A 22,112-nucleotide genomic window follows, 5' to 3' on the forward strand; every position below is an offset into this window, starting at 1 on the left:
GATAGTTTACGCAGATGCGGGCGACATCAGGCCAAATGCCGCACCACGGCACATTGGTACTCGTGGCTAAAAGAACAGCAGGACATACAATGAACAACAAGATTCATTCACTGGCCTTATTGGTCAATTTAGGGATTTACGGGGTAGCCCTGCCAGCAATGGCAGAAGATCAAACCGATAGCGTCGCTGTCTCTCATGAAGACACCATCGTCGTTACCGCCGCCCAGCAGAACCTGCAGGCGCCGGGCGTTTCAACCATTACCGCTGATGAAATTCGTAAGAACCCTCCCGCTCGCGATGTGTCGGAAATCATCCGTACCATGCCTGGCGTTAACCTGACCGGTAACTCAACCAGCGGTCAGCGCGGCAACAACCGCCAGATCGATATTCGCGGCATGGGGCCAGAAAACACCCTGATTTTGATCGACGGTAAACCGGTTACCAGCCGTAACTCCGTGCGTCAGGGCTGGCGCGGCGAGCGTGATACTCGTGGCGATACCGCCTGGGTTCCACCGGAAATGATCGAACGTATTGAAGTGCTGCGCGGTCCTGCCGCAGCACGCTATGGCAATGGCGCAGCTGGCGGTGTGGTGAACATCATCACCAAGAAAGGCGGCGATGAGTGGCATGGTTCCTGGAATACCTATTTCAACGCCCCGGAACACAAAGAGGAAGGTTCAACCAAGCGTACCAACTTTAGTCTGAATGGACCGCTGGGCGGAGATTTCAGCTTCCGCCTGAACGGTAACCTCGACAAAACCCAGGCCGATGCCTGGGACATTAACGACGGTCACCAGTCAGCACGTACAGGGTCATATGCCGATACGATGCCTGCGGGTCGTGAAGGGGTAAAAAACAAAGATATCAACGGCCTGCTGCGTTGGGATTTTGCCCCAATGCAATCGCTGGAGTTTGAAGCTGGCTACAGCCGTCAGGGCAACCTGTATGCGGGTGACACTCAAAACACCAACAACGATAACAAAACTAACGGGCTGGTAAAAAAATACTACGGTAAAGAAACCAACCGTATGTACCGCCAGAACTATGCGCTGACGTGGAACGGCGGCTGGGACAACGGCATTACCACCAGCAACTGGGCGCAATACGAACACACCCGTAACTCCCGTTTGGGTGAAGGTCTGGCAGGTGGCCTTGAAGGGTTATTTAACAGTAATCAATTTACCGACACTGACCTGGCGGATGTCACCCTGCACAGCGAAATTAGCATTCCATTCGACCTGTTAGTTAACCAGAACCTGACGCTCGGTACCGAATGGAACCAGCAGCGAATGAAAGACATGAGTTCCAATACCCAGACCTTTATGGGCGGGAACATACCTGGTGCCAGCAGCACCGATCGTAGCCCATATTCACAGGCTGAAATTTTCTCCCTGTTTGCTGAAAATAACATGGAGCTGACCGACAGCACCATGTTGACGCCGGGTCTGCGCTTCGACCACCACAGCGTCGTTGGCGACAACTGGAGCCCGTCCCTGAACCTGTCCCAAGGTCTGGGCGACGACTTTACGCTGAAAATGGGTATCGCACGGGCCTATAAAGCACCTAGCCTGTACCAGACTAACCCGAACTATATTCTGTACAGCAAAGGCCAGGGCTGCTATGCCACCGGATCTGCGACGGGCATTGGTTGCTACATGATGGGCAACGATGACCTGAAGGCCGAAACCAGTATCAACAAAGAGATTGGTCTGGAGTTCAAACGTGACGGTTGGCTGGCCGGCGTCACCTGGTTCCGCAACGATTACCGTAACAAGATCGAAGCGGGGACTGTACCGCTAAGCAGAACGTCAATTACCCAGAAAAACCCGACTACGGGTAAAGAAACAACAACCTACACCGATATCTATCAGTGGGAAAACGTACCTAAAGCTGTGGTGGAAGGCCTGGAAGGGACGTTGAACGTACCGGTTAGCGAAACCGTTACCTGGACCAACAACATCACTTACATGCTGCAAAGTAAGAATAAAGAGACCGGCGAACGCTTGTCGATTATTCCTAAATACACGCTGAACTCAACGCTGAGCTGGCAGGCGCGTGAAGATTTGTCGCTGCAATCCACCTTTACCTGGTACGGCAAACAACAGCCGAAGAAATATGATTACCAGGGTAAACCAGTAACCGGCAGTTCAGCCCAGGAAGTGAGTCCGTACAGCATCGTCGGCCTGAGCGCGACCTGGGATGTGACGAAAAACGTCAGCCTGACCGGCGGCGTGGATAACGTCTTCGACAAACGTCTGTGGCGTGAAGGTAATGCCCAAACCACCAGCGATATCAAAACTGGCGACTATATGGCGGGCGCTGGCGCGTACACCTATAACGAACCGGGTCGTACGTGGTATATGAGCGTTAACACCCACTTCTGATAGCGTTGTTCCCTCTCCTCGCGACGGGGAGAGGGAAACGATACACAACCATGCGTACAACACACACATCGCTTCCCTTCGCCGACCACGCGCTGCATTTTGTCGAGTTTGATCCCGCCAGCTGCCATGACCACGATCTGCTCTGGCTCCCCCACCACGCCCAGCTTCTGTCCAGCGGACGCAAGCGTAAAGCTGAACACTTAGCAGGGCGGATCGCCGCAGTACACGCTTTGCGCGAATTTGGCCTTAAAACGGTACCCGGCATCGGTACACAACGCCAACCGGTATGGCCGCAGGGGCTGTTTGGCAGTATCAGCCATAGCGCATCAACTGCGCTGGCGGTGGTATCAAGACTGCCGGTGGGTATTGACATAGAAGCCATTTTTACGCCACAAACGGCAACCGAACTGGCAAGTAGCATTGTCACTCATGCTGAGAAAGAATTGTTGGCAAACAGCGGCTTGTCTATTGAACAGGCGCTCACCCTGGCGTTCTCCGCCAAAGAGAGCGCTTTTAAAGCAACCCGGACATCAAGACAAGCAGACGCCGGGTTTACGCAATATCAAATCGTGGTGTTACAGCATAACCAGATGATCCTCCGCGCGCACCACCAAACGTATCGTGTGCAATGGCGTTTTTCGGACAACGCTGTAATCACACTGGCAACAGTATAGAATTCAAAGCAGTTCGCGGGCCAGAGCCGCGATGGCTGCGGCGTCAAAGCCATGGTGCTGGCGTAACCAGCCTCGATCCGCCGCCGCCGCGTACTCCCCATCCGGGATGCCTAAACGCTTCAAAATTGCCCCCATTCCGGCCTCTGCCAGCACTTCGGCCACCAGGCTTCCCAACCCGCCATTAATATTATGCTCTTCCACGGTAATCACCGCTTTGCTGCCCTGTAGTGCTGACAACAGGGCTTTGGTATCACATGGTCGAATTGAAGGCACACTGACCACCTTCGCCTGAATTCCCGCGTCAGCCAACAGCGCGGCGGCATCAACAATTTCATGAACTGTCGAGCCCGTTGCCACCAGCGCCACATGCTCCCCCTCACGCAGCGTCAACACCGCCCCCGGAACAAAACGGTAACTCTCGTCATGAAGTTCCGGCAGAGCTTTTCCATCAAGACGAATATATACCGGTCCCTGATAGCCAATCGCATAATCGATAATCTGTCGGCACTCTCGTGGCGAAGATGGGGCAAAAATCTGGATATTGCCGAAGCCTCGCATAATGGCAATATCATCGATCGAATGGTGAGTGCTCGCCAGCGGGCCATAGCTGGCACCAGCATTAAGACCGAATAGCTTCACATTGGTATTGTTGTAGCAAACATCGACTTTAATTTGCTCATTGGCACGGGAGATAAGAAATGGCGCAGCGTTACAGGTGACGGCGACCTTACCGCCAAGTGCAAGTCCTGCCGCCGTTCCAACCATGCTTTGTTCGGCAATACCTACGTTGACCAGGCGACCGGGAAACTGCTTTATAAAAGGAGCAATTTTCGCGGTTGATGTCGAGTCCGCTACGACCGGCACCAGGTCAACACCTTGTTCCACTGCATCAATGAACGCCTGAACCATGACGTTCGCGAGGTGTTCTGCATTACTCATCTTTTAATTCCTCCAGAGCCAGTTCGATCTCTTCACCTTTTGGCACCCGATGGTGCCATTCAGGGCGCCCCTGGATAAAAGATATACCCGCGCCTTTCGTGGTATTGGCAATGATGACGTTAGGTTTGCCATCCTGCTTAAGTCCTTCCAGCGTGGCGACAACCGACGCCATATCATTCCCCTGACACTCAGTCACCGTCATACCAAATGCCTGCCATTTTGCGGCAAGCGGATCGGTATTCATGATTTCGCGAGTCGGTCCGGCTAATTGAAGATTGTTCTTGTCATTAATAATGATCAGGTTATCGAGGCCATAATGAGCAGCAGCCAGCGCCGCTTCCCAGTTACTTCCTTCGGCCAGTTCGCCATCGCCTGTGATTAAAAAGATGCGGCGTGAACTGTTACTTTTCTTCGCAGCCAGAGCCAGTCCCACCGCAACAGGTAAACCGTGGCCCAGAGCACCGGTATTCAGCTCAATACCCGGCGTTTTCTGGCGCACCGGGTGTCCGGGAAGATGGGAATTGGCATGTTGATAGGTTTCCAGCCAGTCAACGGGAAAAAAACCCGCCTCCGCCAGAACGCAGTAGTAACAGCCTACCGCGTGACCTTTAGACTGGATGTAGATATCCCGAGCCTCATCAGCGATACGCTCCGGAGCGACATTGAGTATACGAAAATAGAGTGCCGTCAACAGCTCAACTTGAGACAAGTCCGCACCAGTATGCCCACCCGCAGGGCTGTTAGCATTTAATCTAACGATGTGACGGCGAACCGCCCGCGCTTTGCGCTCAAGAGTCTGGATATCATAGTTCCAGGGATTCATTTAGCACCTCTGAATTTATTTTCAATATGGAATATTTATTCCGCGTGGGATTAAAAAAACCAGAATTTCCCATACGTCACATCTTCAGGCTTACGCCGTTGTATCATACTCAGGAACATTCTGCCTCCTTACCGCGACCACACTGACGCTGGTAATAATAAGTTGACCTGTAACCACCATGAATATATATTCACAAATGATTCTTTATTCAATTATGCAACCTAATTTTCGTATTTGTCCATAGCTGTTTTGGAGGATTGGTTAAAGTTAGAGCTTTATCACACTTACCTGTCTTCAATTTTCGCGTATGATAAAACGCATTAAGATAATGGCGGTACGTAAATGATTTTCGAGGAAATATATGGCTAAGCAGGACGAACAACGGCTATTGGTTAAAATCGCTACCCTTTACTATCTTGAAGGACGCAAACAGTCCGATATTGCTCAACTTCTCTCGCTTTCTCAGTCGTTTATCTCCCGCGCCATCACCCGCTGTCAGAAAGAAGGGGTGGTGAAAATCAGCGTTGTCCAGCCCTCAAATATCTTCCTGAATCTTGAAAAAGGGATCGAGGAACGTTACGGCATTAAGCAGGCCATTGTGGTTGATACCGAAGAGGATGCCAGCGACCACACCATCAAACGCGCCATTGGTTCTGCCGCAGCCCACTATCTGGAAACCCGGCTGCGCCCCAAAGATCTGGTGGGCGTTTCCTCATGGAGTTCGACTATCCGAGCGATGGTGGATGAAGTCCATACGCAGAACCTGAAGGCCGGCGGCGTAATTCAATTGTTGGGCGGCGTGGGTCCCAACGGCAACGTACAGGCCACAATTCTGACGCAGACGCTGGCACAACATCTGAATTGTGAAGCCTGGCTGCTTCCTTCGCAGAGTATCGAAGGCTCGGTTGAAGAGAAAAACCGTCTCGTTGCCAGCAAAGATGTCGCCGATGTGATTTCACGCTTTGATAATGTAGACATCGCCATTGTTGGCGTCGGGATCCTCGAACCGTCCCAATTGCTGAAAACATCAGGCAACTACTACCACGAAGATATGTTGCAGGTACTGGCAGATCGCGGCGCGGTCGGAGACATTTGCCTGCATTACTACGACAACAAGGGCCAGCCGGTATTGCAAGATGACGAAGATCCAGTGATTGGCATGGCCCTGGATAAGGTAAAAAAATGCCCGAATGTCGTGGCGCTTGCTGGCGGTACAGACAAAGTCGCGGCAATTAAAGGGGCGTTGAACGGAGGTTATATCGACGTGCTCATTACCGACTATCCTACGGCCCGCATGCTGGTCACCTCCTGATCCTCAATTCGCTGATAGCCTTTGCACGAAAGATAAAAAGCAAAGGCTGTGACTAAAATCCATATATTTCAATAGACTGAAAGGTTTCACCTCGCCTTAATTTACTCTTCTTTCTGTTATTGTCCCGTCTGTGTAAGTGTGATTCTCAGCACAATTGATGATTTTTTCTGTAGCCCAACGGAAAGATTGTGGCTAAGGTATTAAATAAATAATCATCATCGAATATATATTCAATAATTGAAAAACGATGTCACAGCCAGGCCTGATGTAGTAATGACGCGACAATGAGGGGGCTTTATCCTCCAAACCGGGACGCAATGTGACTCAGGAGATAATCTATGTGTGCAGCGAAGAAAGAGTTCATCATTGCGCTGGATGAAGGCACAACTAACGCCAAAGCGGTTGCGCTTGATGCACAGGGCAATGTGGTGGCAAAGTTTTCTCAGCCACTGGCGATTCAGACCCCTCGGGATGGCTGGGTTGAACAATCTGGCGAGGTGTTGATTGATGCTTCTATTGGTGTCATTGCCAAAGCTGTGAATCATGTTGGTGCTGAAAACGTCGCAGCACTGGCTATCAGTAATCAGCGTGAAACCGCCATAGGCTGGTATCGCCAGACTGGCAGACCGCTAAATTCCGCAATCACCTGGCAATGTACGCGCAGTGCGGCTTACTGCGAGGAACTGCGGCATGAAAATAAAGAACAACTAATAAAATCAACCACTGGTCTGCCAATCGCACCACTTTTCTCCGCATCAAAAATGCGCTGGCTACTGGAATCCGTGACCGATGGCCCACAGCTGGCTGCGCAGGGACAAATTTGCCTGGGAACGATCGACAGTTGGTTGCTATGGAATTTAACCGCTGGTGAAGCCTTCTGCTGTGACTATTCCAATGCCGCCCGCACACAGTTGCTAAACCTGCACTCTGGAGAGTGGGATGAAGCCATGCTGGCACTCTTCCACATTCCGCGCGCCGCCTTACCGGAAATAAAACCCTCCAGTGGATTATTTGGTCATACTCGTGGACTCAATGGCATCCCAGACGGCATTCCTGTGATGTCGATGGTGGGTGACTCACATGCCGCTCTGTTTGGCCATGCTCTTGGCGAAATGGGATGCGTTAAAGCAACTTACGGTACCGGGTCATCGGTGATGGCGCCGGTCAAATCAGCCCAATGTGATATTGACGCACTGGCTACCACCATCGCCTGGCACGATGGAAACAGCATCATATACGGACTGGAAGGCAATATCCCGCACACGGGTGATGCGGTGGCATGGATGGCAGACAGTACGGGTCTGAGCGAACTTTCGGATGCCGAACTGACCTACGAACTCAACACCCTTCCCGCCTCCGTTGATTCAACCCTCGGCGTTTATTTTGTGCCAGCACTGACCGGGCTTGGCGCACCGTGGTGGGATGATAGTGCCCGTGGAGTCATCTGCGGACTCAGTCGGGGAGTTAAACGAGCACATCTCATTCGTGCCGCACTTGAGTCGATTACCTATCAAATCGCCGATGTTGTAGTTGCCATGCAGCAGCACGATGATTTCAAGTTAACTGCATTAATGGTTGACGGTGGCCCCACCAAAAACGACTGGCTAATGCAATACCAGGCAGACTTGCTTGGTTATCCGGTTATGCGTAGCGATGTGCCAGAACTTTCCGCCATTGGCGCGGCATTACTGGCGCGTAAAGCGCTTTACCCTGGCTCACTGACTGATTTAAAAGCTTTTTTAACCGTACATAGCACATTTCAACCCGACATGGATCGCCATCATCGGTTGCAAAAAAGATGGCAGGAATGGCGCCATGCGGTAAACAGAACATTATGGAAACCGGCCCCGTCCGCCTGATGCCTCACCTGGGAAAACGCGCGACGTTATTTACCACATATACAGGAGGACACCGGACCATAAGAAATTCAAGCTTTACGTTGTTTCACCGTACCCGACAATAACAACACAGAGAGAACATTGTCATGAAATTACGTTTAACGCTGTTAACTGCTGCAACCCTGACTGCTTTGTCTTTTACTGCTCATGCAGCGGAAAAAGGGACAATCATGATTATGGTGAATTCACTGGATAACCCGTATTACGCCTCAGAAGCAAAAGGTGCCAGTGAAAAAGCCAAGGAACTGGGCTACAAAACCACAATTTTGTCGCACAGTGAAGATGTGAAAAAACAGAATGAATTGATTGATACGGCAATCGGCAAAAAAGTCCAGGGTATCGTTCTGGATAATGCAGATTCAACGGCCAGCGTCGCGGCAATTGAAAAAGCGAAAAAAGCTGGAATTCCCGTCATATTAATCAACCGTGAAATTCCCGTTGATGATGTTGCACTGGTGCAAATTACCCACAATAACTTCCAGGCGGGTTCCGAAGTTGCAAATATTTTCGTCGAGAAGATGGGCGAAAAAGGTAAATATGCTGAACTGACGTGTAACCTTGCAGATAATAATTGTGTTACGCGCTCCAAATCCTTCCACCAGGTTATTGATCAGTTCCCGGATATGGTTAGTGTCGCCAGACAGGATGCCAAAGGTACGCTTATCGACGGTAAACGTATTATGGACAGCATCCTACAGGCCCACCCGGACGTGAAAGGTATCATCTGCGGTAACGGTCCTGTTGCACTGGGCGCTATTGCTGCATTAAAAGCGGCGAACCGCAGCGACGTGGTAGTGGTCGGTATCGACGGCAGCAACGACGAACGTGATGCGGTGAAAGCAGGCACTCTACAGGCAACCGTCATGCTCCAGGCTCAGGCTATCGCAGCACAAGGGGTTACCGATCTGGATAACTACCTGCAAAAAGGCATAAAACCCGAAAAGCAACGCGTCATGTTCCGCGGAATTCTTATCACTAAAGAAAACGCAGATAAAGTGCAGGATTTCAATATCAAGTCCTGATCCCGGGTTGTTGCGCCTCTCAGGAGGCGCAGAGGAGAACATTATGTCTAAAAAAGCCTGGTTTGCGCTGGCCTTGTTGACCGTGGGCGGATGCCGCATCGTCTCGCAGCAGGAACTTGCGGACCTCAAGTCGCCACCGAATCCACACATGGCCAATATTGATCAAACGTGGCAAAACAAAATTGTTCCGCAAATTGTCGGGCAGGCTCGTCCGGTGGCCGATTTATTAATGGCCTTGCATGCTGAAAAAGATTTTGATAGCGCCTGTAAAAATCTCGGCTACCGTTCTCAGGAAGAGAATCCCTGCATCTTTTACGTACAAGTAGAAGGAAAAATTAGCAATCTTGATACCGCCTCTCGTAGTGGAAAAATGACTATCGCCGATAAAAGCGGCAACAGCATTATTGTGCAGATTGGTCCGACGCTGCGCGGCACACAATTACGCGATGCCTTTAAAGGCACAAGTTATAGTGATTTCAATGACCAGGTATTATTTGGTGAATATGGTCGAGGAATTAACGAACAAGCAATAAAGATGATCCAATCTGCGCAGCTTAAAACCGGAGAATCAGTACACGTTTATGGTGTTTTCTCTGAGTGGGAGATACCAAAATCCATCCCGGTTATTACACCAGCGAAAATTGAATCTGTAGGAGGACAATAACATGCAGCAGCAAGATATCGTCACTCCTCATTCCGTCGAATCTGAAGTTATTATCGAAACACACGATTTATCGCGTGTTTACCCTGGGGTAGTGGCATTAGATAGCGTCAACTACCGGGTATATCGGAATAAAGTAAACGTGCTGATCGGAGAAAATGGTGCTGGTAAGTCCACCATGATGAAAATGCTTGCTGGTGTCGAAAGTCCCTCTTCCGGACAAATTATTATGGATGGCATACCCGTCACATTAAATTCGACCCATCAGGCCGAAAAACTGGGTATCAGCATTATTTTTCAGGAGTTGAATTTATTCCCAAACATGAATGTCATGGATAATATTTTCATGGCTAACGAGTTCTTTCAAAAAGGGAAAATCAACGAAAAATACCAGTACGCACTGGCAAAATCCTTACTGGAAAGACTCGAGCTGGATGTTGATCCGTATACACCTCTGGAGGAACTAGGGATCGGTCATCAGCAACTGGTCGAAATTGCTCGTGCGCTCTCCAAAGATACCCGCGTTTTAATCATGGATGAACCAACCTCCGCACTCAGCCAGTCTGAGGTGAAAGTGTTGTTTAACGTCATTGAGCAACTTAAACGGCGCGGTGTCACCATCATCTATATATCTCACCGTCTGGAAGAGTTGATGGAAATTGGTGATTACATCACGATTTTCCGCGACGGTCGTTTTATCAGCGAACGCCCAGTCAATGATGCCAGTATTCCGTGGATCATTGAACAAATGGTGGGTGACAAGAAAAAACATTTTGATTATCAACCCGCACCAAAAGGTGAAACGGTTTTATCCGTACAGGGTCTCACAGCCCTTCATCCGAGCGGCGGCTATAAGCTTAATGACGTGACGTTTAGCCTCAGTAAAGGCGAAGTCATCGGAATCTATGGTCTGCTGGGCGCTGGACGCACGGAACTGTTCAAAGGTCTGGTGGGACTTATGCCCTGCCAGAGTGGGAGCGTGCAGCTTAACGGCGAATGCATTGATAAAGCCCATTTTCAGTCACGTCTTAAAAAGGGGCTGGCGTTGGTGCCTGAAGACCGTCAGGGCGAAGGCGTTGTGCAGATGATGTCGATTCAGTCCAACATGACGCTGTCTGACTTCAGCCTGCAAGGCTTTCGTCGGGCCTGGAAATGGTTAAACCCGCATAAAGAGCAGGCCAGCGTGAAGGCGATGATCCAGCAACTGGCCATCAAAGTGAGCGATCCCCAATTGCCTATCACCTCATTAAGCGGTGGTAATCAGCAAAAAGTGGTGCTGGGTAAAGCATTGATGACGCAACCGCAGGTGGTCTTCCTTGATGAACCCACCCGAGGCATTGATGTGGGTGCCAAAACCGACGTGTATCACCTTATCGGCAAAATGGCGCAGCAAGGATTGGCTGTGATGTTCTCTTCATCAGAGCTGGACGAAGTGATGGCGCTGGCGGACCGTATTCTGGTGATGGCCGATGGCCGAATAACCGCTGATGTCCCCCGTCATGCGGTCACCCGCGAGACATTAATCGCGGCTTCTACACCTCAAGATTAATCAGGCTGGAATCCATCATGAACCAGAAATATATGATTTATATGTACCTCCTGAAGGCCAGAACGTTTATCGCACTGCTGCTGGTTATCGCATTCTTTAGCGTGATGGTACCTAATTTCCTGACCACCTCTAACCTGTTGATCATGACCCAGCACGTCGCCATCACGGGCTTACTGGCAATTGGTATGACGCTGGTGATACTCACTGGCGGTATCGATCTGTCCGTCGGGGCGGTAGCGGGTATTTGCGGCATGGTTGCAGGCGCCTTGCTTACCAACGGTCTGCCCATCTGGGGTGGCAACATCATCTTCTTCAACGTACCAGAGGTCATAATCTGTGTTGCCCTCTTCGGCGTTGTCGTTGGTTTTGTCAACGGTGCCGTCATCACGCGTTTCGGCGTTGCGCCGTTTATCTGTACGCTCGGCATGATGTACGTTGCCAGAGGATCTGCTCTTCTGTTTAACGACGGCAGCACTTACCCAAATCTTAACGGCATGGACGCGCTGGGCAATACCGGTTTTGCCACGCTGGGTTCAGGTACTTTGTTGGGGATTTATCTCCCTATCTGGCTGATGATTGCCTTCCTGCTGCTGGGCTACTGGGTAACCACCAAAACCCCACTTGGCCGCTATATCTACGCGATTGGAGGGAACGAGTCCGCCGCACGTCTGGCGGGTGTCCCTATCGTAAAAGCGAAGATCTTTGTGTACGCCTTTTCCGGCCTGTGTGCCGCTTTTGTTGGGCTGATTGTGGCTTCACAACTGCAAACCGCACATCCGATGACCGGCAATATGTTTGAGATGGATGCCATTGGCGCAACTGTGCTGGGCGGAACTGCGCTCGCGGGAGGACGCGGACGCGTCTCCGGCTCCATTATCGGTGCCTTCGTAATTGTCTTCCTCGCCGATGGCATGGTGATGATGGGCGTCAGCGACTTCTGGCAGATGGTTATCAAAGGTGTGGTTATCGTCACCGCCGTTGTTGTCGATCAGTTCCAGCAAAAGCTGCAGAACAAAGTCATTCTTATGCGTCGCCATGAAGAAAAGTTGGCGGCAGCACCTTCAGTAAATACCGTATCCAGTTAAGCAGCAACATTCCGCCGGGCATCTTTTGCCCGGCCTATACAGGGGATAAAAATATGCAACGTGATTTTCATGGTAAGACAATTGTCATCACTGGTGCTTGTCGAGGGATTGGCGCAGGTATCGCCGAACGTTTTGCCCGCGACGGCGCAAACCTGGTGATGGTATCTAATGCAGAGCGCGTCCACGAAACAGCGGAACAGCTTCGTCAGCGCTATCAGGCAGATATTTTATCTTTGCAGGTGGATGTCACCAATGAGGCGCAGGTGCAATCTCTGTACGAGCAGGCCGCAGCGCGCTTCGGCACCATTGATGTCTCGATTCAAAACGCGGGTGTTATCACCATCGACTATTTCGACCGCATGCCGAAAGCCGATTTCGAAAAAGTCCTCGCCGTAAATACCACTGGCGTATGGCTCTGCTGTCGGGAAGCAGCAAAATATATGGTTAAGCAAAACCAGGGCTGTCTGATTAATACCTCTTCCGGTCAGGGACGCCAGGGTTTCATCTATACCCCACACTACGCCGCCAGCAAGATGGGCGTAATTGGTATTACGCAAAGCCTGGCGCATGAGTTGGCACCGTGGAATATCACCGTCAACGCCTTTTGCCCAGGGATAATCGAAAGCGAAATGTGGGATTACAACGATCGTGTCTGGGGCGAAATTCTCAGCACAGATGAAAAACGCTATGGCAAAGGTGAACTGATGGCGGAATGGGTTAAAGGCATCCCCATGAAACGCGCGGGCAAACCTGAGGATGTCGCCGGACTGGTCGCTTTTCTCGCCTCTGACGATGCGCGTTATCTCACCGGACAAACCATCAACATCGATGGCGGCCTGATTATGTCTTAATGCCCACCAGGGTATCTGTTAAGAGAGTCATTACTATGATTACAAAAGATTTTGCTCAACAACTGTTTAATCTTGAGGGGCGCGTCGCTTTCGTTACTGGCGCAGGTAGCGGCATCGGTCAGACTATCGCCTGCGCACTTGCCAGCGCGGGCGCGCACGTGATCTGTTTTGATTTGCGCGAAGACGGCGGGCTGAACGCGACCGTTGATGCTATCACCGCTATTGGCGCCCAGGCTGCGCTCTATACGGGCGATGTCCGCCAGCTTAGCGACCTTCGCGCCGCGGTAGCCCTGGCGAAGGAACGCTTTGGTCGTCTGGATATTGCGGTCAATGCCGCAGGCATTGCCAACGCCAACCCTGCGCTGGAAATGGAAAGCGAGCAGTGGCAGCGCGTTATCGACATTAACCTCACTGGCGTGTGGAATTCCTGTAAAGCCGAAGCCGAGCTGATTCTGGAATCCGGTGGTGGCTCGATTATTAACATCGCATCCATGTCCGGGATTATTGTTAACCGAGGCCTTGAACAAGCCCATTACAATAGCGCTAAGGCGGGGGTGATTCATCTGTCGAAAAGCCTGGCGATGGAGTGGATTGGAAAAGGAATACGCGTGAACTCCATCAGCCCGGGATATACCGCCACGCCGATGAATACTCGACCGGAAATGGTTCATCAGACGCGGGAGTTTGAAAGCCAGACGCCAATTCAGCGCATGGCAAAAGTGGAAGAGATGGCGGGCCCGGCACTCTTTCTGGCCAGCGATGCCGCTTCATTTTGCACCGGTGTAGACCTGGTTGTAGATGGCGGATTTATCTGTTGGTAAACAGCAATACGCCCGCAGCCATTGTTAGCTGCGGGCGTTAATTTATTCGCGGCTACAGGCAGCCAGCGTTTTTCGTTGCCGCCCGTGTTCATCAAAGTTATCTGCGGCCAACCAGCGCTGTAACACGGCGTCACACTGGGGCCATTCGCTATCAATCATTGATAACCAGTCGCTGTCGCGATTACGCCCCTTGCGCACAATCTTCTGGCGAAAGCGACCTTCGAAGATAAACCCAAGGCGTTCCGCTGCCCGTCGAGAAGCGGTGTTCAGAGAATCGCATTTCCACTCCACGCGACGATAGCCCAACGCAAATGCCTGGCGTAACAGCAGCCAGATGCTTTCGGTGCCGAGAACCGTATTTTTCATACGCGGTGACCAGGTCACATGACCAATTTCGACCGAACCGTGCTCTCGTTCAATCGCCATAAAGCACACCAGTCCGACAGCTCGTCCTGAACGCTGTTCAATGACGGCATAGGGAACCAGAGATGCATCAGTAACTTTCCCCTGCACCCAGCAAGCTGCGGCCTCGACGCTTGTGGGGCGAGAGCTTGCAAGCCAGGTCCAGTCGCGATCGTCCGGCGCCTGCGCGTAGGCATCAAACAGATCGGCGGCATGGCTGTCGGCATCCAGGGGAACCAGTCGACAATATTGCCCTATCAGCGTTTCCCGTGGCAGTACGGCAGCGCCATTCCAGTCCGGCACGACATCGCCGACGGTCTGCCCATAAAGATTTATTTCCGGCACGATTCAACCCCAGTTGCGAAGAAAAAATAGTTATAACACCGGCCATTACACCTTCAAAGCGTCACCAGGGCGATTTTGACAACAAACAGAAAATCAGCAGTCCTTCTATACTGATTAAAAATCAACGCGGAAGAGAGCCTTATGCCACTACCCGATTTTCATGTTTCCGACCCTTTTACGTTAGGCATTGAACTGGAAATGCAGGTGGTCAATCCGCCAGGCTACGACCTGAGCCAGGATTCTTCCCGGCTGATTGATGCCGTAAAACCGCAGCTCACCGCCGGAGAAGTGAAGCACGATATCACCGAAAGTATGCTGGAGATGGCGACCGGAGTTTGCCGAAATATCGACCAGGCTGATGCTGAATTGTCCGCTATGCAGCAGATAATTATGCGAGTTGCTGCAGAGCATCACCTCGCCATTTGTGGCGGCGGCACACATCCATTTCAAAAATGGCAACGTCAGGAAGTCTGCGATGACGAACGCTATCGGCGCAACCTGGAAAATTTTGGCTATCTTATCCAGCAGGCGACGGTATTCGGCCAGCATGTACATATCGGCTGCGCAAACGGCGATGATGCCATTTACCTGCTACACGGCCTGTCGCGATTTGTTCCCCATTTTATTGCGCTCTCGGCCGCCTCACCTTATATGCAGACCTCCGACACGCGGTTTGCCTGCGCGCGACTGAATATATTCTCCGGATTTCCCGATAATGGCCCGATGCCATGGGTGAATAACTGGCAAGAATTCGAGGGGCTATTCCGTCGACTGGCTTACACCAGCATGATTGATAGCATTAAAGATTTACACTGGGATATCCGCCCCAGCCCGCACTTTGGCACGGTAGAGGTTCGGGTCATGGATACGCCGCTGACCCTTGATCATGCGGTCAATATGGCAGGACTTATTCAGGCTACCGCCCACTGGTTACTCACCAAACGTCCATTCAAGCACCAGGAGCGTGATTACCTGTTGTATAAATTCAATCGTTTTCAGGCCTGTCGCTTTGGTATGGCGGGAATCGTCACCGACGTCAATACCGGCGACGGTTGCCGCCTGTCAGAAGACACATTGCGACTCCTGGAGAATATCGCTACCTCTGCAGATAAAGTAGGCGCAACCAGCGCGATTGAAGCTATACATCTGCAGGTTAAAAATGGTCATGATGAAGCACAAAACATGCGTGACTTTGTCGCCGAAGGCGGGTCACTAAGTGGTCTGGTGAAAAAACATTGTGAGATTTGGGCGGGGTTGTAAGCGTGGGAATTTGCGTTGCCCGCTGAGATCCCGGACAATAGCTTTTTAACTCAAGTTTAACAATGTCATGAAACACCCGCTTGAATCACTGATGACTGTCGCAGGGAACCTGCTACTGGCTTTTTTGTCTTGCCTGCTGCTACCTGCCCCCTCACTTGGCCTGATGCTGGCACAAAAACTCGTCGCCATTTTTCATCTGATGGATCTCAATCAGTTTTATACTTTACTGTTTTGCCTGTGGTTTTTACTGCTGGGCGTGATTGAATATTTGGTGCTGCGCTTCATCTGGCGGCGCTGGTTCTCGCTGGCGGATTAGGCCCGCGAGAACCCTCTGCTGTTAATGCGTTCGGCTATGATTTTCTTTGCGATAAGCTCCCGGCGGCTGGCTGAACGTACGGGTGAAAATACGCGTAAAGGTCTGCTGCGAATCGAATCCGTATTTCAAACAGATGTCGTACACTTTCTGGTCGGTATCGCGTAGATCGCGCGCCGCCAACAGCAGCTTGCGCTCGCGGATGTAACGCCCAAGACTTTCGCCTTTGTACTGCATAAAAAGACGCTGCAGGTGCCATTTGGAATATCCCGCATGGCGTGCAATATCATCAATGCGCAATGGTTGATTCAAATTATCATCAATCCATTCAACAATCGTATCAATTACCTGAGCAGAAATCGTCATCATGCTCTCCCCTGTATTCATTGAGTCACCTGTTGCCACCAGGCCGTAAACGGTTGGTCCGGTTCGGACAGTATTACCGGTTCACCCAGCATTGGCGTCAGCAGTCGGTAATCCTGATGACGGCTGGCAAGCGCCAGTCGTTTGTAAGGATCATCCCAGGTATGTTTCGCCAGAACGAAACGGCCGGCATGCCCTGGCAACACGGCTTTCGCATGCAGATCTGCCGCAGCCTGCGCCGTCTCTTCCGGCATCATGTGAATAAACTTCCAGTCCTGGTCATACTGACCGTTCTCCATAATCGCCAAATCGACAGAGCCAAACTGCTCGCCGATGGCTTTAAAATGCGGTCCATAGCCGGAATCGCCGCTGTAATAAACGTTCTGCTCCGGCGTTTCGAACATGAAGCTCGCCCATAGCGTTTGGTTGCGTTTGATACCACGTCCCGAGAAATGACGAGCAGGCAGCACATGAACGATCAGAGAATCCGTCACTCTGACGGACTGATTCCAGTCCCGTTCTTCGATTATCTCGCTGCGCATCCCCCAGTAACGCAAATGCGATCCCACGCCGAGCGGCGTAATCACCCGCTTAATTTTCGGCATTAGCGCCTTGATAGTGGCGAGATCCAGATGGTCATAGTGATCGTGCGAGATGATGAGCAGGTCTATCTCCGGCATCGTCTGTGCGGTCCACGGATAATCACCGGCAAAGGCCTTGTTCAGGAACGAGAACGGTGCGGCATAATTGCTGAAAACCGGATCAATCAGGATACTCTGACCCGCCAGCTGTAAATACCACGAAGAATGGCCCAGCCAGACCAGGGTATCCTGCTGCGGCGAAAGCCCGGCGAGATCGGTCGCGACCATAGGTAACGGTTGTGCTGGTCGTGCATTTTCACGCTTAGCGACCAGAAACTCCCACCAGGCCGCCAGCATGCCTTTGTTGCCGGTATAGCCCGGTGTCGGCACCTGGTTATGAAACTGTCCATCACGATAGTGCGGTGACTGTTCAACCTGACTTAGTTGTGCCCCTTGCGGCGCCTGACCAAACCCGGCATTGAGTACAAACGGTAAACTTGCAGCTGCAGCAATAAGCATAATAACAACCACACAAACTGTGAAACGCTTCATATCCTGACCTTAAACGCGCCCCCTTTCCGCTGGTTTGCGCGACTGACTCTTGATTATGAGTGAGTAAGCACTCATTATAGAAATCGAAAGTTCTCCGTCAAGATGATTTTCAATCTTTGACATTCGCCGTTGCGGCGCAGCAAACGCCGTGATTCAATCATGTTTTTTACAGACTTAAGGGTAAAGTGTAGTGGCTCGTCCGAAGAGTGAAGACAAAAAATTGGCATTACTGGAAGCTGCAACCACAGCATTTGCACAATCAGGTGTTGCGGCCTCTACCGCCGTAATCGCGCGCAATGCAGGGGTTGCGGAGGGAACGTTGTTTCGCTATTTCGCGACCAAAGATGATTTGATCAACGAGCTTTACCTCTTTTTGAAGCAAGACCTTTGTCAGTCGATGATGGCAAACCTGGATCGTTCAGTGACCGATGCCAAAACCATGACTCACTACATCTGGAACAGCTACATTAGCTGGGGCCTGAACCACACCTGCGGGCATCGCACGATTCGTCAGTTGGCCGTCAGCGAGAAAATAAGCAAAGAAACCGAACAACAGGCTGACGATATGTTCCCGGAACTGCGCGATCTTTGTCATCGTTCCGTACGACCCGAGTTTATGTCTGACGAATATCGCGCCTTTGGCGACGCGCTATTCCTTTCTCTGGCAGAAACCACCATGGAGTTCGCCGCCCGCGACGCTGCCCGCGCAAATGAATATATTTCGATGGGGTTTGAAGCCATGTGGCGCGCCCTGACCCGCGAGGAACAATAATGGACGGCCAGACCCTACCTGCCTGTGCGAAACGCCTTGCGCTTGAATTGCCTTTTACCGAACACTGCTGGCCTTTCGGCCCGGAATACGATGTCTTCAAGGTTGGCGGTAAAATTTTTATGCTGGTCACGGAGCTTCGCAGACGGCCGCTTATTAACCTGAAATCCGATCCGCAAAAATCACTGTTAAACCAGCAGATCTACCCCAGCATTGAACCCGGTTATCACATGAATAAAAAGCACTGGATCTCGGTCTATCCTGGTGACGATATTACCGAGTCATTACTGGCAGAGCTGGTGAATGATTCCTGGCACCGCGTCGTCGACGGCTTGCCGAAGCGGGATCAAAAACGCCTGCGTCCAGGTTGATTTATCGCTAACCCCGATAAGTGTTTTTGCATTTTCCTGTCTTATCTTTTTCCTGCTAACCCTGTACCCTGCTGAAACAAAACGCACCCGCAGGGTATGGAAAATCACCAGGAGTAGTTATGGATATTGTTTCTGTCGCCTTAAAACGTTACTCCACTAAGGCATTTGATCCGAATAAAAAACTGACCGCTGAGCAGGCCGAAAAATTAAAAACGCTGCTGCAGTTTAGCCCGTCCAGCACCAACTCTCAGCCATGGCACTTTATTGTCGCCAGCACTGACGAAGGTAAGGCGCGTGTGGCTAAATCCGCAGCCGGCGGCTTTGTATTCAACGAACGTAAAATGCTGGATGCTTCCCACGTTGTGGTGTTCTGCGCCAAAACGGCGATGGATGATGCATGGCTGGAACGCGTGGTGGATCAAGAAGAAAGCGATGGTCGTTTCGCCACGCCTGAAGCGAAAGCCGCAAACCACAAAGGCCGCACCTTCTTTGCCGACATGCATCGCAAAGAACTGAAAGATGACAACCACTGGATGGCAAAACAGGTGTACCTGAACGTCGGTAACTTCCTGCTGGGCGTTGCGGCGATGGGCCTGGATGCTGTGCCGATCGAAGGCTTTGATTCAGCTGTCATGGATGCAGAATTTGGCCTGAAAGAAAAAGGTTTCACCAGCGTAGTGGTGGTTCCTGTGGGTCATCACAGCGTAGAAGATTTCAACGCCGCGCTGCCGAAATCTCGTCTACCGCTGGAAACGACGCTGACGGAAGTCTAATCCTCCGCATTTGCATAAGCTCCGCACAGCGGTCATCATAGACCGCTGTTTATTAAGGAGACGTTATGCAGGAATTGATATCTCAGGTAGAAGAACTCGGCATTGAAATAAATCACACCACCTCATTGGTGATGATTTTTGGCATTATTTTTATCACCGCCATTATTGTTCACGTTATTTTGCACTGGGTGGTATTACGCGCATTTGAAAAGCGCGCCAGCGCCAGCTCCCGCCTGTGGCTACAAATCATCACGCAGAACAAGTTATTTCACCGGCTGGCATTCACCCTGCAGGGTATCATTGTCAATATACAGGCCGCACTCTGGCTACAGAAAGGCAGCGAAGCCGCAGAAATATTGGTGAACTGCGCACAGCTGTGGATCATGATGTACGCCCTGCTGTCACTGTTTTCTCTGCTGGACGTTATTCTCAATCTGTCGCAAAAACTCCCTGCTGCGTCGCAATTGCCGCTAAAAGGCATATTTCAGGGCATCAAGCTAATCAGCGCAATCCTCGTCGGAATATTGATGATTTCCCTGCTGATTGGCCAGTCACCGGCAATACTGATAAGCGGTTTGGGTGCAATGGCCGCCGTGCTAATGCTGGTGTTTAAAGACCCTATTCTCGGTCTGGTGGCCGGAATACAGCTCTCCGCCAACGATATGTTAAAGCTTGGCGACTGGCTCGAAATGCCGAAATACGGTGCCGATGGCGCGGTCATTGATATTGGCTTAACCACCGTCAAAGTGCGCAACTGGGATAACACCATCACCACGATCCCCACCTGGTCCCTGGTATCAGACTCTTTTAAAAACTGGAGCGGAATGTCGGCTTCAGGCGGTCGGAGAATTAAACGCAGCATCAGCATTGATGCCACCAGCATCCATTTTCTTGATGAGGATGAATGTCAGCGGCTGCATAAAGCCCACCTGCTGAAACCGTATTTAACCACACGTAACCAGGAAATCAGCGAGTGGAATCAGCAATTAGATGCGCCTGAATCGGTATTGAATCACCGCCGGATGACCAATATTGGTACCTTCCGCGCTTATCTGAACGAGTATTTGCGTCATCATCCGCGTATTCGCAAAGATATGACGTTAATGGTGCGCCAGCTTGCGCCAGACGATCATGGTTTACCGATTGAAATTTATGCCTTTACCAATACGGTGGTCTGGCTTGAATATGAAAGTATTCAGGCTGATATCTTCGACCATATATTTGCCGTAGTCGAAGAGTTTGGCTTGCGCATTCATCAGTCGCCTACCGGAAACGATATTCGTGCGCTGTCTGGCGCGTTTCAGCGATAAAGCTCAGGTACTGGCGCGTGAAATATAGCGCCAGTCCATCATCACCCTTTCCGTCTGCGCGTCAGGATTTTCTATTTTATTCAGCAATAATCCTACCGCTTTGCGGCCTATATCCCGTGAGGGCTGCTCAATGGTCGAAAGCTGTGGAGAAACCATTTCTGCCAGTTCCGTACCGTCGAAACCAACAACGGCGATATCCTGCGGGATCTGTAATCCGGCATCGAAAATAGCGCGCATCGCACCAGCGGCAAGCGTGTCCGATACGGCAAACACCGCGTCGGGTTTCACCTCTGCGGCAAGTAGTGTTTTCATCGCCGCAATTCCTGCACTGGAACTTAATTCACTGGCATATTCCACAGCCTGATATTCAAGCGACAGCGCATGCAGCGCCGCCTTATAGCCGCGTTCGCGCAAACGAGCATATTTATAACTCAGGTCATGATTGATTAAGGCAATTCGTCGGTAGCCCTTATCCACCAGGTGAGATATTACCGACTGTGCGGCGTCAACATCGTTAATCCCCACGCAGGAAACCGCGCCTTTGTCAGCATATTCCGCGCACTGAACCCAGGGCGCATCGCCAATCAGCGTAGTCAGTTCCGGTAATTTGGAGAATGCATCCATGGTGATAATGCCATCGACGATTTTCCCCGACAGGAGCTTCAACGCTGATTTTGAGCGGGCTGTATCCGAGCCGGAATTACACAGTAAAATGCGATAGCCATTCTTCTCCGCCTCCTCTTCAATGCCTTTAACAACCTCTGCACAAAAAGGGTTGGCGATGTTGGAAACCATCACCAGAATCATCGAACTACGTGCCGTACGCAGCTGACGCGCCAGCAGGTTGGGCTGATAATTGCTTTCTTTAATAGCCTGTAGCACGCGCTCGCGATTTTTGGCTTTGACGGTATCACTGTGATTCAGCACACGCGATACCGTCGCCACCGACACACCGGCAAGCTGGGCGATTTTTTGAATAGACATAACGACGACACATCCTGCGGTTTACGCTTTGCGTTGAGGCTACCATAAAATCGCCGACTGGCGAACCGGA

22 protein-coding genes are annotated in these 22,112 nt (G+C 51.1%); 16 read left to right on the forward strand and 6 right to left on the reverse strand.

The window, feature by feature from the left end:
- The first annotated feature begins 89 nt into the window (after positions 1-89).
- Positions 90-2,384, forward strand: a complete 2,295-nt coding sequence (locus ACHHZ7_RS02325) for a TonB-dependent siderophore receptor (protein ID WP_060682605.1) — start codon at positions 90-92, stop codon at positions 2,382-2,384.
- Between the two features lie 50 nt (positions 2,385-2,434).
- Positions 2,435-3,058 carry an enterobactin synthase subunit EntD gene (gene entD, locus ACHHZ7_RS02330; protein ID WP_060682606.1) on the forward strand — a complete coding sequence of 208 codons (624 nt, stop codon included), beginning with the start codon at positions 2,435-2,437 and terminating at the stop codon, positions 3,056-3,058.
- A 3-nt stretch (positions 3,059-3,061) separates the two neighbouring features.
- On the opposite strand, the gene ACHHZ7_RS02335 is transcribed toward entD, so the two are convergent.
- Complete coding sequence (locus ACHHZ7_RS02335) at positions 3,062-3,997, reverse strand: transketolase family protein (protein WP_060682607.1); 936 nt, start codon at positions 3,995-3,997, stop codon at positions 3,062-3,064.
- Positions 3,990-4,820 (reverse strand): transketolase, encoded by an 831-nt coding sequence (locus ACHHZ7_RS02340; protein WP_003831177.1) that lies wholly within the window; start codon positions 4,818-4,820, stop codon positions 3,990-3,992. The genes ACHHZ7_RS02335 and ACHHZ7_RS02340 overlap by 8 nt, the downstream gene beginning before the upstream one ends.
- 361 nt (positions 4,821-5,181) lie before the next feature.
- Here ACHHZ7_RS02340 and ACHHZ7_RS02345 point away from each other — a divergent pair, with 361 nt between their 5' ends.
- The 8 genes from ACHHZ7_RS02345 to ACHHZ7_RS02380 all read left to right on the forward strand — a co-directional run bounded on the left by ACHHZ7_RS02345 (position 5,182) and on the right by ACHHZ7_RS02380 (position 14,019).
- Positions 5,182-6,132: a sugar-binding transcriptional regulator gene (locus tag ACHHZ7_RS02345; RefSeq protein ID WP_003831176.1), complete on the forward strand. Its 951-nt coding sequence runs from the start codon at positions 5,182-5,184 to the stop codon at positions 6,130-6,132.
- A gap of 338 nt (positions 6,133-6,470) precedes the next feature.
- Positions 6,471-7,991, forward strand: a complete 1,521-nt coding sequence (locus tag ACHHZ7_RS02350) for an FGGY family carbohydrate kinase (protein WP_003831175.1) — start codon at positions 6,471-6,473, stop codon at positions 7,989-7,991.
- Between the two features lie 125 nt (positions 7,992-8,116).
- Positions 8,117-9,052, forward strand: coding sequence for a D-ribose ABC transporter substrate-binding protein (locus ACHHZ7_RS02355; protein WP_003831174.1), 936 nt, complete (start codon positions 8,117-8,119; stop codon positions 9,050-9,052).
- Between the two features lie 43 nt (positions 9,053-9,095).
- Positions 9,096-9,716, forward strand: coding sequence for a DUF2291 family protein (locus ACHHZ7_RS02360; protein WP_020996556.1), 621 nt, complete (start codon positions 9,096-9,098; stop codon positions 9,714-9,716).
- 1 nt (position 9,717) lies between these two features.
- On the forward strand, positions 9,718-11,262 hold the full coding sequence (locus tag ACHHZ7_RS02365) for a sugar ABC transporter ATP-binding protein (RefSeq protein ID WP_008784047.1): 1,545 nt from the start codon (positions 9,718-9,720) through the stop codon (positions 11,260-11,262).
- A gap of 17 nt (positions 11,263-11,279) precedes the next feature.
- Positions 11,280-12,347 (forward strand): ABC transporter permease, encoded by a 1,068-nt coding sequence (locus tag ACHHZ7_RS02370; RefSeq protein WP_003831171.1) that lies wholly within the window; start codon positions 11,280-11,282, stop codon positions 12,345-12,347.
- 53 nt (positions 12,348-12,400) lie between these two features.
- Entirely contained in the window at positions 12,401-13,198 is a 798-nt protein-coding gene (locus ACHHZ7_RS02375; protein WP_003831170.1) for an SDR family oxidoreductase, read from the forward strand.
- Between the two features lie 35 nt (positions 13,199-13,233).
- On the forward strand, positions 13,234-14,019 hold the full coding sequence (locus ACHHZ7_RS02380; RefSeq protein WP_060682608.1) for an SDR family oxidoreductase: 786 nt from the start codon (positions 13,234-13,236) through the stop codon (positions 14,017-14,019).
- A gap of 42 nt (positions 14,020-14,061) precedes the next feature.
- Here ACHHZ7_RS02380 and ACHHZ7_RS02385 read toward each other — a convergent pair whose 3' ends face one another.
- Positions 14,062-14,766 carry a GNAT family N-acetyltransferase gene (locus tag ACHHZ7_RS02385; RefSeq protein WP_060682609.1) on the reverse strand — a complete coding sequence of 235 codons (705 nt, stop codon included), beginning with the start codon at positions 14,764-14,766 and terminating at the stop codon, positions 14,062-14,064.
- Between the two features lie 141 nt (positions 14,767-14,907).
- On the opposite strand from ACHHZ7_RS02385, the gene ACHHZ7_RS02390 reads away from it, so the two are divergent.
- On the forward strand, positions 14,908-16,026 hold the full coding sequence (locus ACHHZ7_RS02390) for a YbdK family carboxylate-amine ligase (protein ID WP_008784045.1): 1,119 nt from the start codon (positions 14,908-14,910) through the stop codon (positions 16,024-16,026).
- 67 nt (positions 16,027-16,093) lie between these two features.
- The gene (locus tag ACHHZ7_RS02395; protein WP_060682610.1) at positions 16,094-16,342 is read left to right on the forward strand and encodes a DUF1158 domain-containing protein; all 249 of its coding nucleotides are present in this window, start codon (positions 16,094-16,096) and stop codon (positions 16,340-16,342) included.
- 21 nt (positions 16,343-16,363) lie between these two features.
- On the opposite strand, the gene ACHHZ7_RS02400 is transcribed toward ACHHZ7_RS02395, so the two are convergent.
- On the reverse strand, positions 16,364-16,705 hold the full coding sequence (locus ACHHZ7_RS02400; protein WP_003021996.1) for a RamA family antibiotic efflux transcriptional regulator: 342 nt from the start codon (positions 16,703-16,705) through the stop codon (positions 16,364-16,366).
- 17 nt (positions 16,706-16,722) lie between these two features.
- Positions 16,723-17,835 carry an MBL fold metallo-hydrolase gene (locus tag ACHHZ7_RS02405; RefSeq protein WP_060682611.1) on the reverse strand — a complete coding sequence of 371 codons (1,113 nt, stop codon included), beginning with the start codon at positions 17,833-17,835 and terminating at the stop codon, positions 16,723-16,725.
- 190 nt (positions 17,836-18,025) lie between these two features.
- Here ACHHZ7_RS02405 and ACHHZ7_RS02410 point away from each other — a divergent pair, with 190 nt between their 5' ends.
- From ACHHZ7_RS02410 to ACHHZ7_RS02425, 4 genes are all read left to right on the forward strand, one after another.
- The gene (locus ACHHZ7_RS02410) at positions 18,026-18,607 is read left to right on the forward strand and encodes a TetR/AcrR family transcriptional regulator (RefSeq protein ID WP_032942632.1); all 582 of its coding nucleotides are present in this window, start codon (positions 18,026-18,028) and stop codon (positions 18,605-18,607) included.
- A complete protein-coding gene (locus ACHHZ7_RS02415) occupies positions 18,607-18,975 on the forward strand; it encodes an MmcQ/YjbR family DNA-binding protein (RefSeq protein ID WP_060682613.1) in 369 nt (122 codons plus the stop codon). Before ACHHZ7_RS02410 ends, ACHHZ7_RS02415 begins: the two co-directional genes overlap by 1 nt.
- A gap of 119 nt (positions 18,976-19,094) precedes the next feature.
- Positions 19,095-19,748 carry an oxygen-insensitive NAD(P)H nitroreductase gene (gene nfsB, locus ACHHZ7_RS02420; protein ID WP_003831162.1) on the forward strand — a complete coding sequence of 218 codons (654 nt, stop codon included), beginning with the start codon at positions 19,095-19,097 and terminating at the stop codon, positions 19,746-19,748.
- Between the two features lie 65 nt (positions 19,749-19,813).
- Positions 19,814-21,058 (forward strand): mechanosensitive ion channel family protein, encoded by a 1,245-nt coding sequence (locus ACHHZ7_RS02425; RefSeq protein WP_060682614.1) that lies wholly within the window; start codon positions 19,814-19,816, stop codon positions 21,056-21,058.
- Positions 21,059-21,061: 3 nt separating this feature from the next.
- Here the strand turns inward: ACHHZ7_RS02425 and ACHHZ7_RS02430 are convergent, their stop codons facing one another.
- Positions 21,062-22,042 (reverse strand): LacI family DNA-binding transcriptional regulator, encoded by a 981-nt coding sequence (locus ACHHZ7_RS02430; RefSeq protein ID WP_003831159.1) that lies wholly within the window; start codon positions 22,040-22,042, stop codon positions 21,062-21,064.
- Positions 22,043-22,112: the final 70 nt, after the last annotated feature.

Origin of the sequence: Citrobacter freundii complex sp. 2024EL-00216 (assembly GCF_043945515.1) — a bacterium.
In the GTDB taxonomy this organism is placed as follows: Bacteria; Pseudomonadota; Gammaproteobacteria; order Enterobacterales; family Enterobacteriaceae; genus Citrobacter; species Citrobacter portucalensis.

Coding starts and splice junctions, on each gene's coding strand:
- ACHHZ7_RS02335 (WP_060682607.1), bottom strand. CDS start 3,997: ATGAGTAATGCAGAACACCTCGCGAACGTCATGGTTCAGGCGTTCATT.
- ACHHZ7_RS02345 (WP_003831176.1), top strand. CDS start 5,182: ATGGCTAAGCAGGACGAACAACGGCTATTGGTTAAAATCGCTACCCTT.
- ACHHZ7_RS02430 (WP_003831159.1), bottom strand. CDS start 22,042: ATGTCTATTCAAAAAATCGCCCAGCTTGCCGGTGTGTCGGTGGCGACG.
- ACHHZ7_RS02375 (WP_003831170.1), top strand. CDS start 12,401: ATGCAACGTGATTTTCATGGTAAGACAATTGTCATCACTGGTGCTTGT.
- ACHHZ7_RS02360 (WP_020996556.1), top strand. CDS start 9,096: ATGTCTAAAAAAGCCTGGTTTGCGCTGGCCTTGTTGACCGTGGGCGGA.
- nfsB (WP_003831162.1), top strand. CDS start 19,095: ATGGATATTGTTTCTGTCGCCTTAAAACGTTACTCCACTAAGGCATTT.
- ACHHZ7_RS02400 (WP_003021996.1), bottom strand. CDS start 16,705: ATGACGATTTCTGCTCAGGTAATTGATACGATTGTTGAATGGATTGAT.
- ACHHZ7_RS02395 (WP_060682610.1), top strand. CDS start 16,094: ATGAAACACCCGCTTGAATCACTGATGACTGTCGCAGGGAACCTGCTA.
- ACHHZ7_RS02390 (WP_008784045.1), top strand. CDS start 14,908: ATGCCACTACCCGATTTTCATGTTTCCGACCCTTTTACGTTAGGCATT.
- ACHHZ7_RS02325 (WP_060682605.1), top strand. CDS start 90: ATGAACAACAAGATTCATTCACTGGCCTTATTGGTCAATTTAGGGATT.
- ACHHZ7_RS02425 (WP_060682614.1), top strand. CDS start 19,814: ATGCAGGAATTGATATCTCAGGTAGAAGAACTCGGCATTGAAATAAAT.
- ACHHZ7_RS02365 (WP_008784047.1), top strand. CDS start 9,718: ATGCAGCAGCAAGATATCGTCACTCCTCATTCCGTCGAATCTGAAGTT.
- ACHHZ7_RS02370 (WP_003831171.1), top strand. CDS start 11,280: ATGAACCAGAAATATATGATTTATATGTACCTCCTGAAGGCCAGAACG.
- ACHHZ7_RS02350 (WP_003831175.1), top strand. CDS start 6,471: ATGTGTGCAGCGAAGAAAGAGTTCATCATTGCGCTGGATGAAGGCACA.
- ACHHZ7_RS02405 (WP_060682611.1), bottom strand. CDS start 17,835: ATGAAGCGTTTCACAGTTTGTGTGGTTGTTATTATGCTTATTGCTGCA.
- ACHHZ7_RS02340 (WP_003831177.1), bottom strand. CDS start 4,820: ATGAATCCCTGGAACTATGATATCCAGACTCTTGAGCGCAAAGCGCGG.
- entD (WP_060682606.1), top strand. CDS start 2,435: ATGCGTACAACACACACATCGCTTCCCTTCGCCGACCACGCGCTGCAT.
- ACHHZ7_RS02380 (WP_060682608.1), top strand. CDS start 13,234: ATGATTACAAAAGATTTTGCTCAACAACTGTTTAATCTTGAGGGGCGC.
- ACHHZ7_RS02415 (WP_060682613.1), top strand. CDS start 18,607: ATGGACGGCCAGACCCTACCTGCCTGTGCGAAACGCCTTGCGCTTGAA.
- ACHHZ7_RS02355 (WP_003831174.1), top strand. CDS start 8,117: ATGAAATTACGTTTAACGCTGTTAACTGCTGCAACCCTGACTGCTTTG.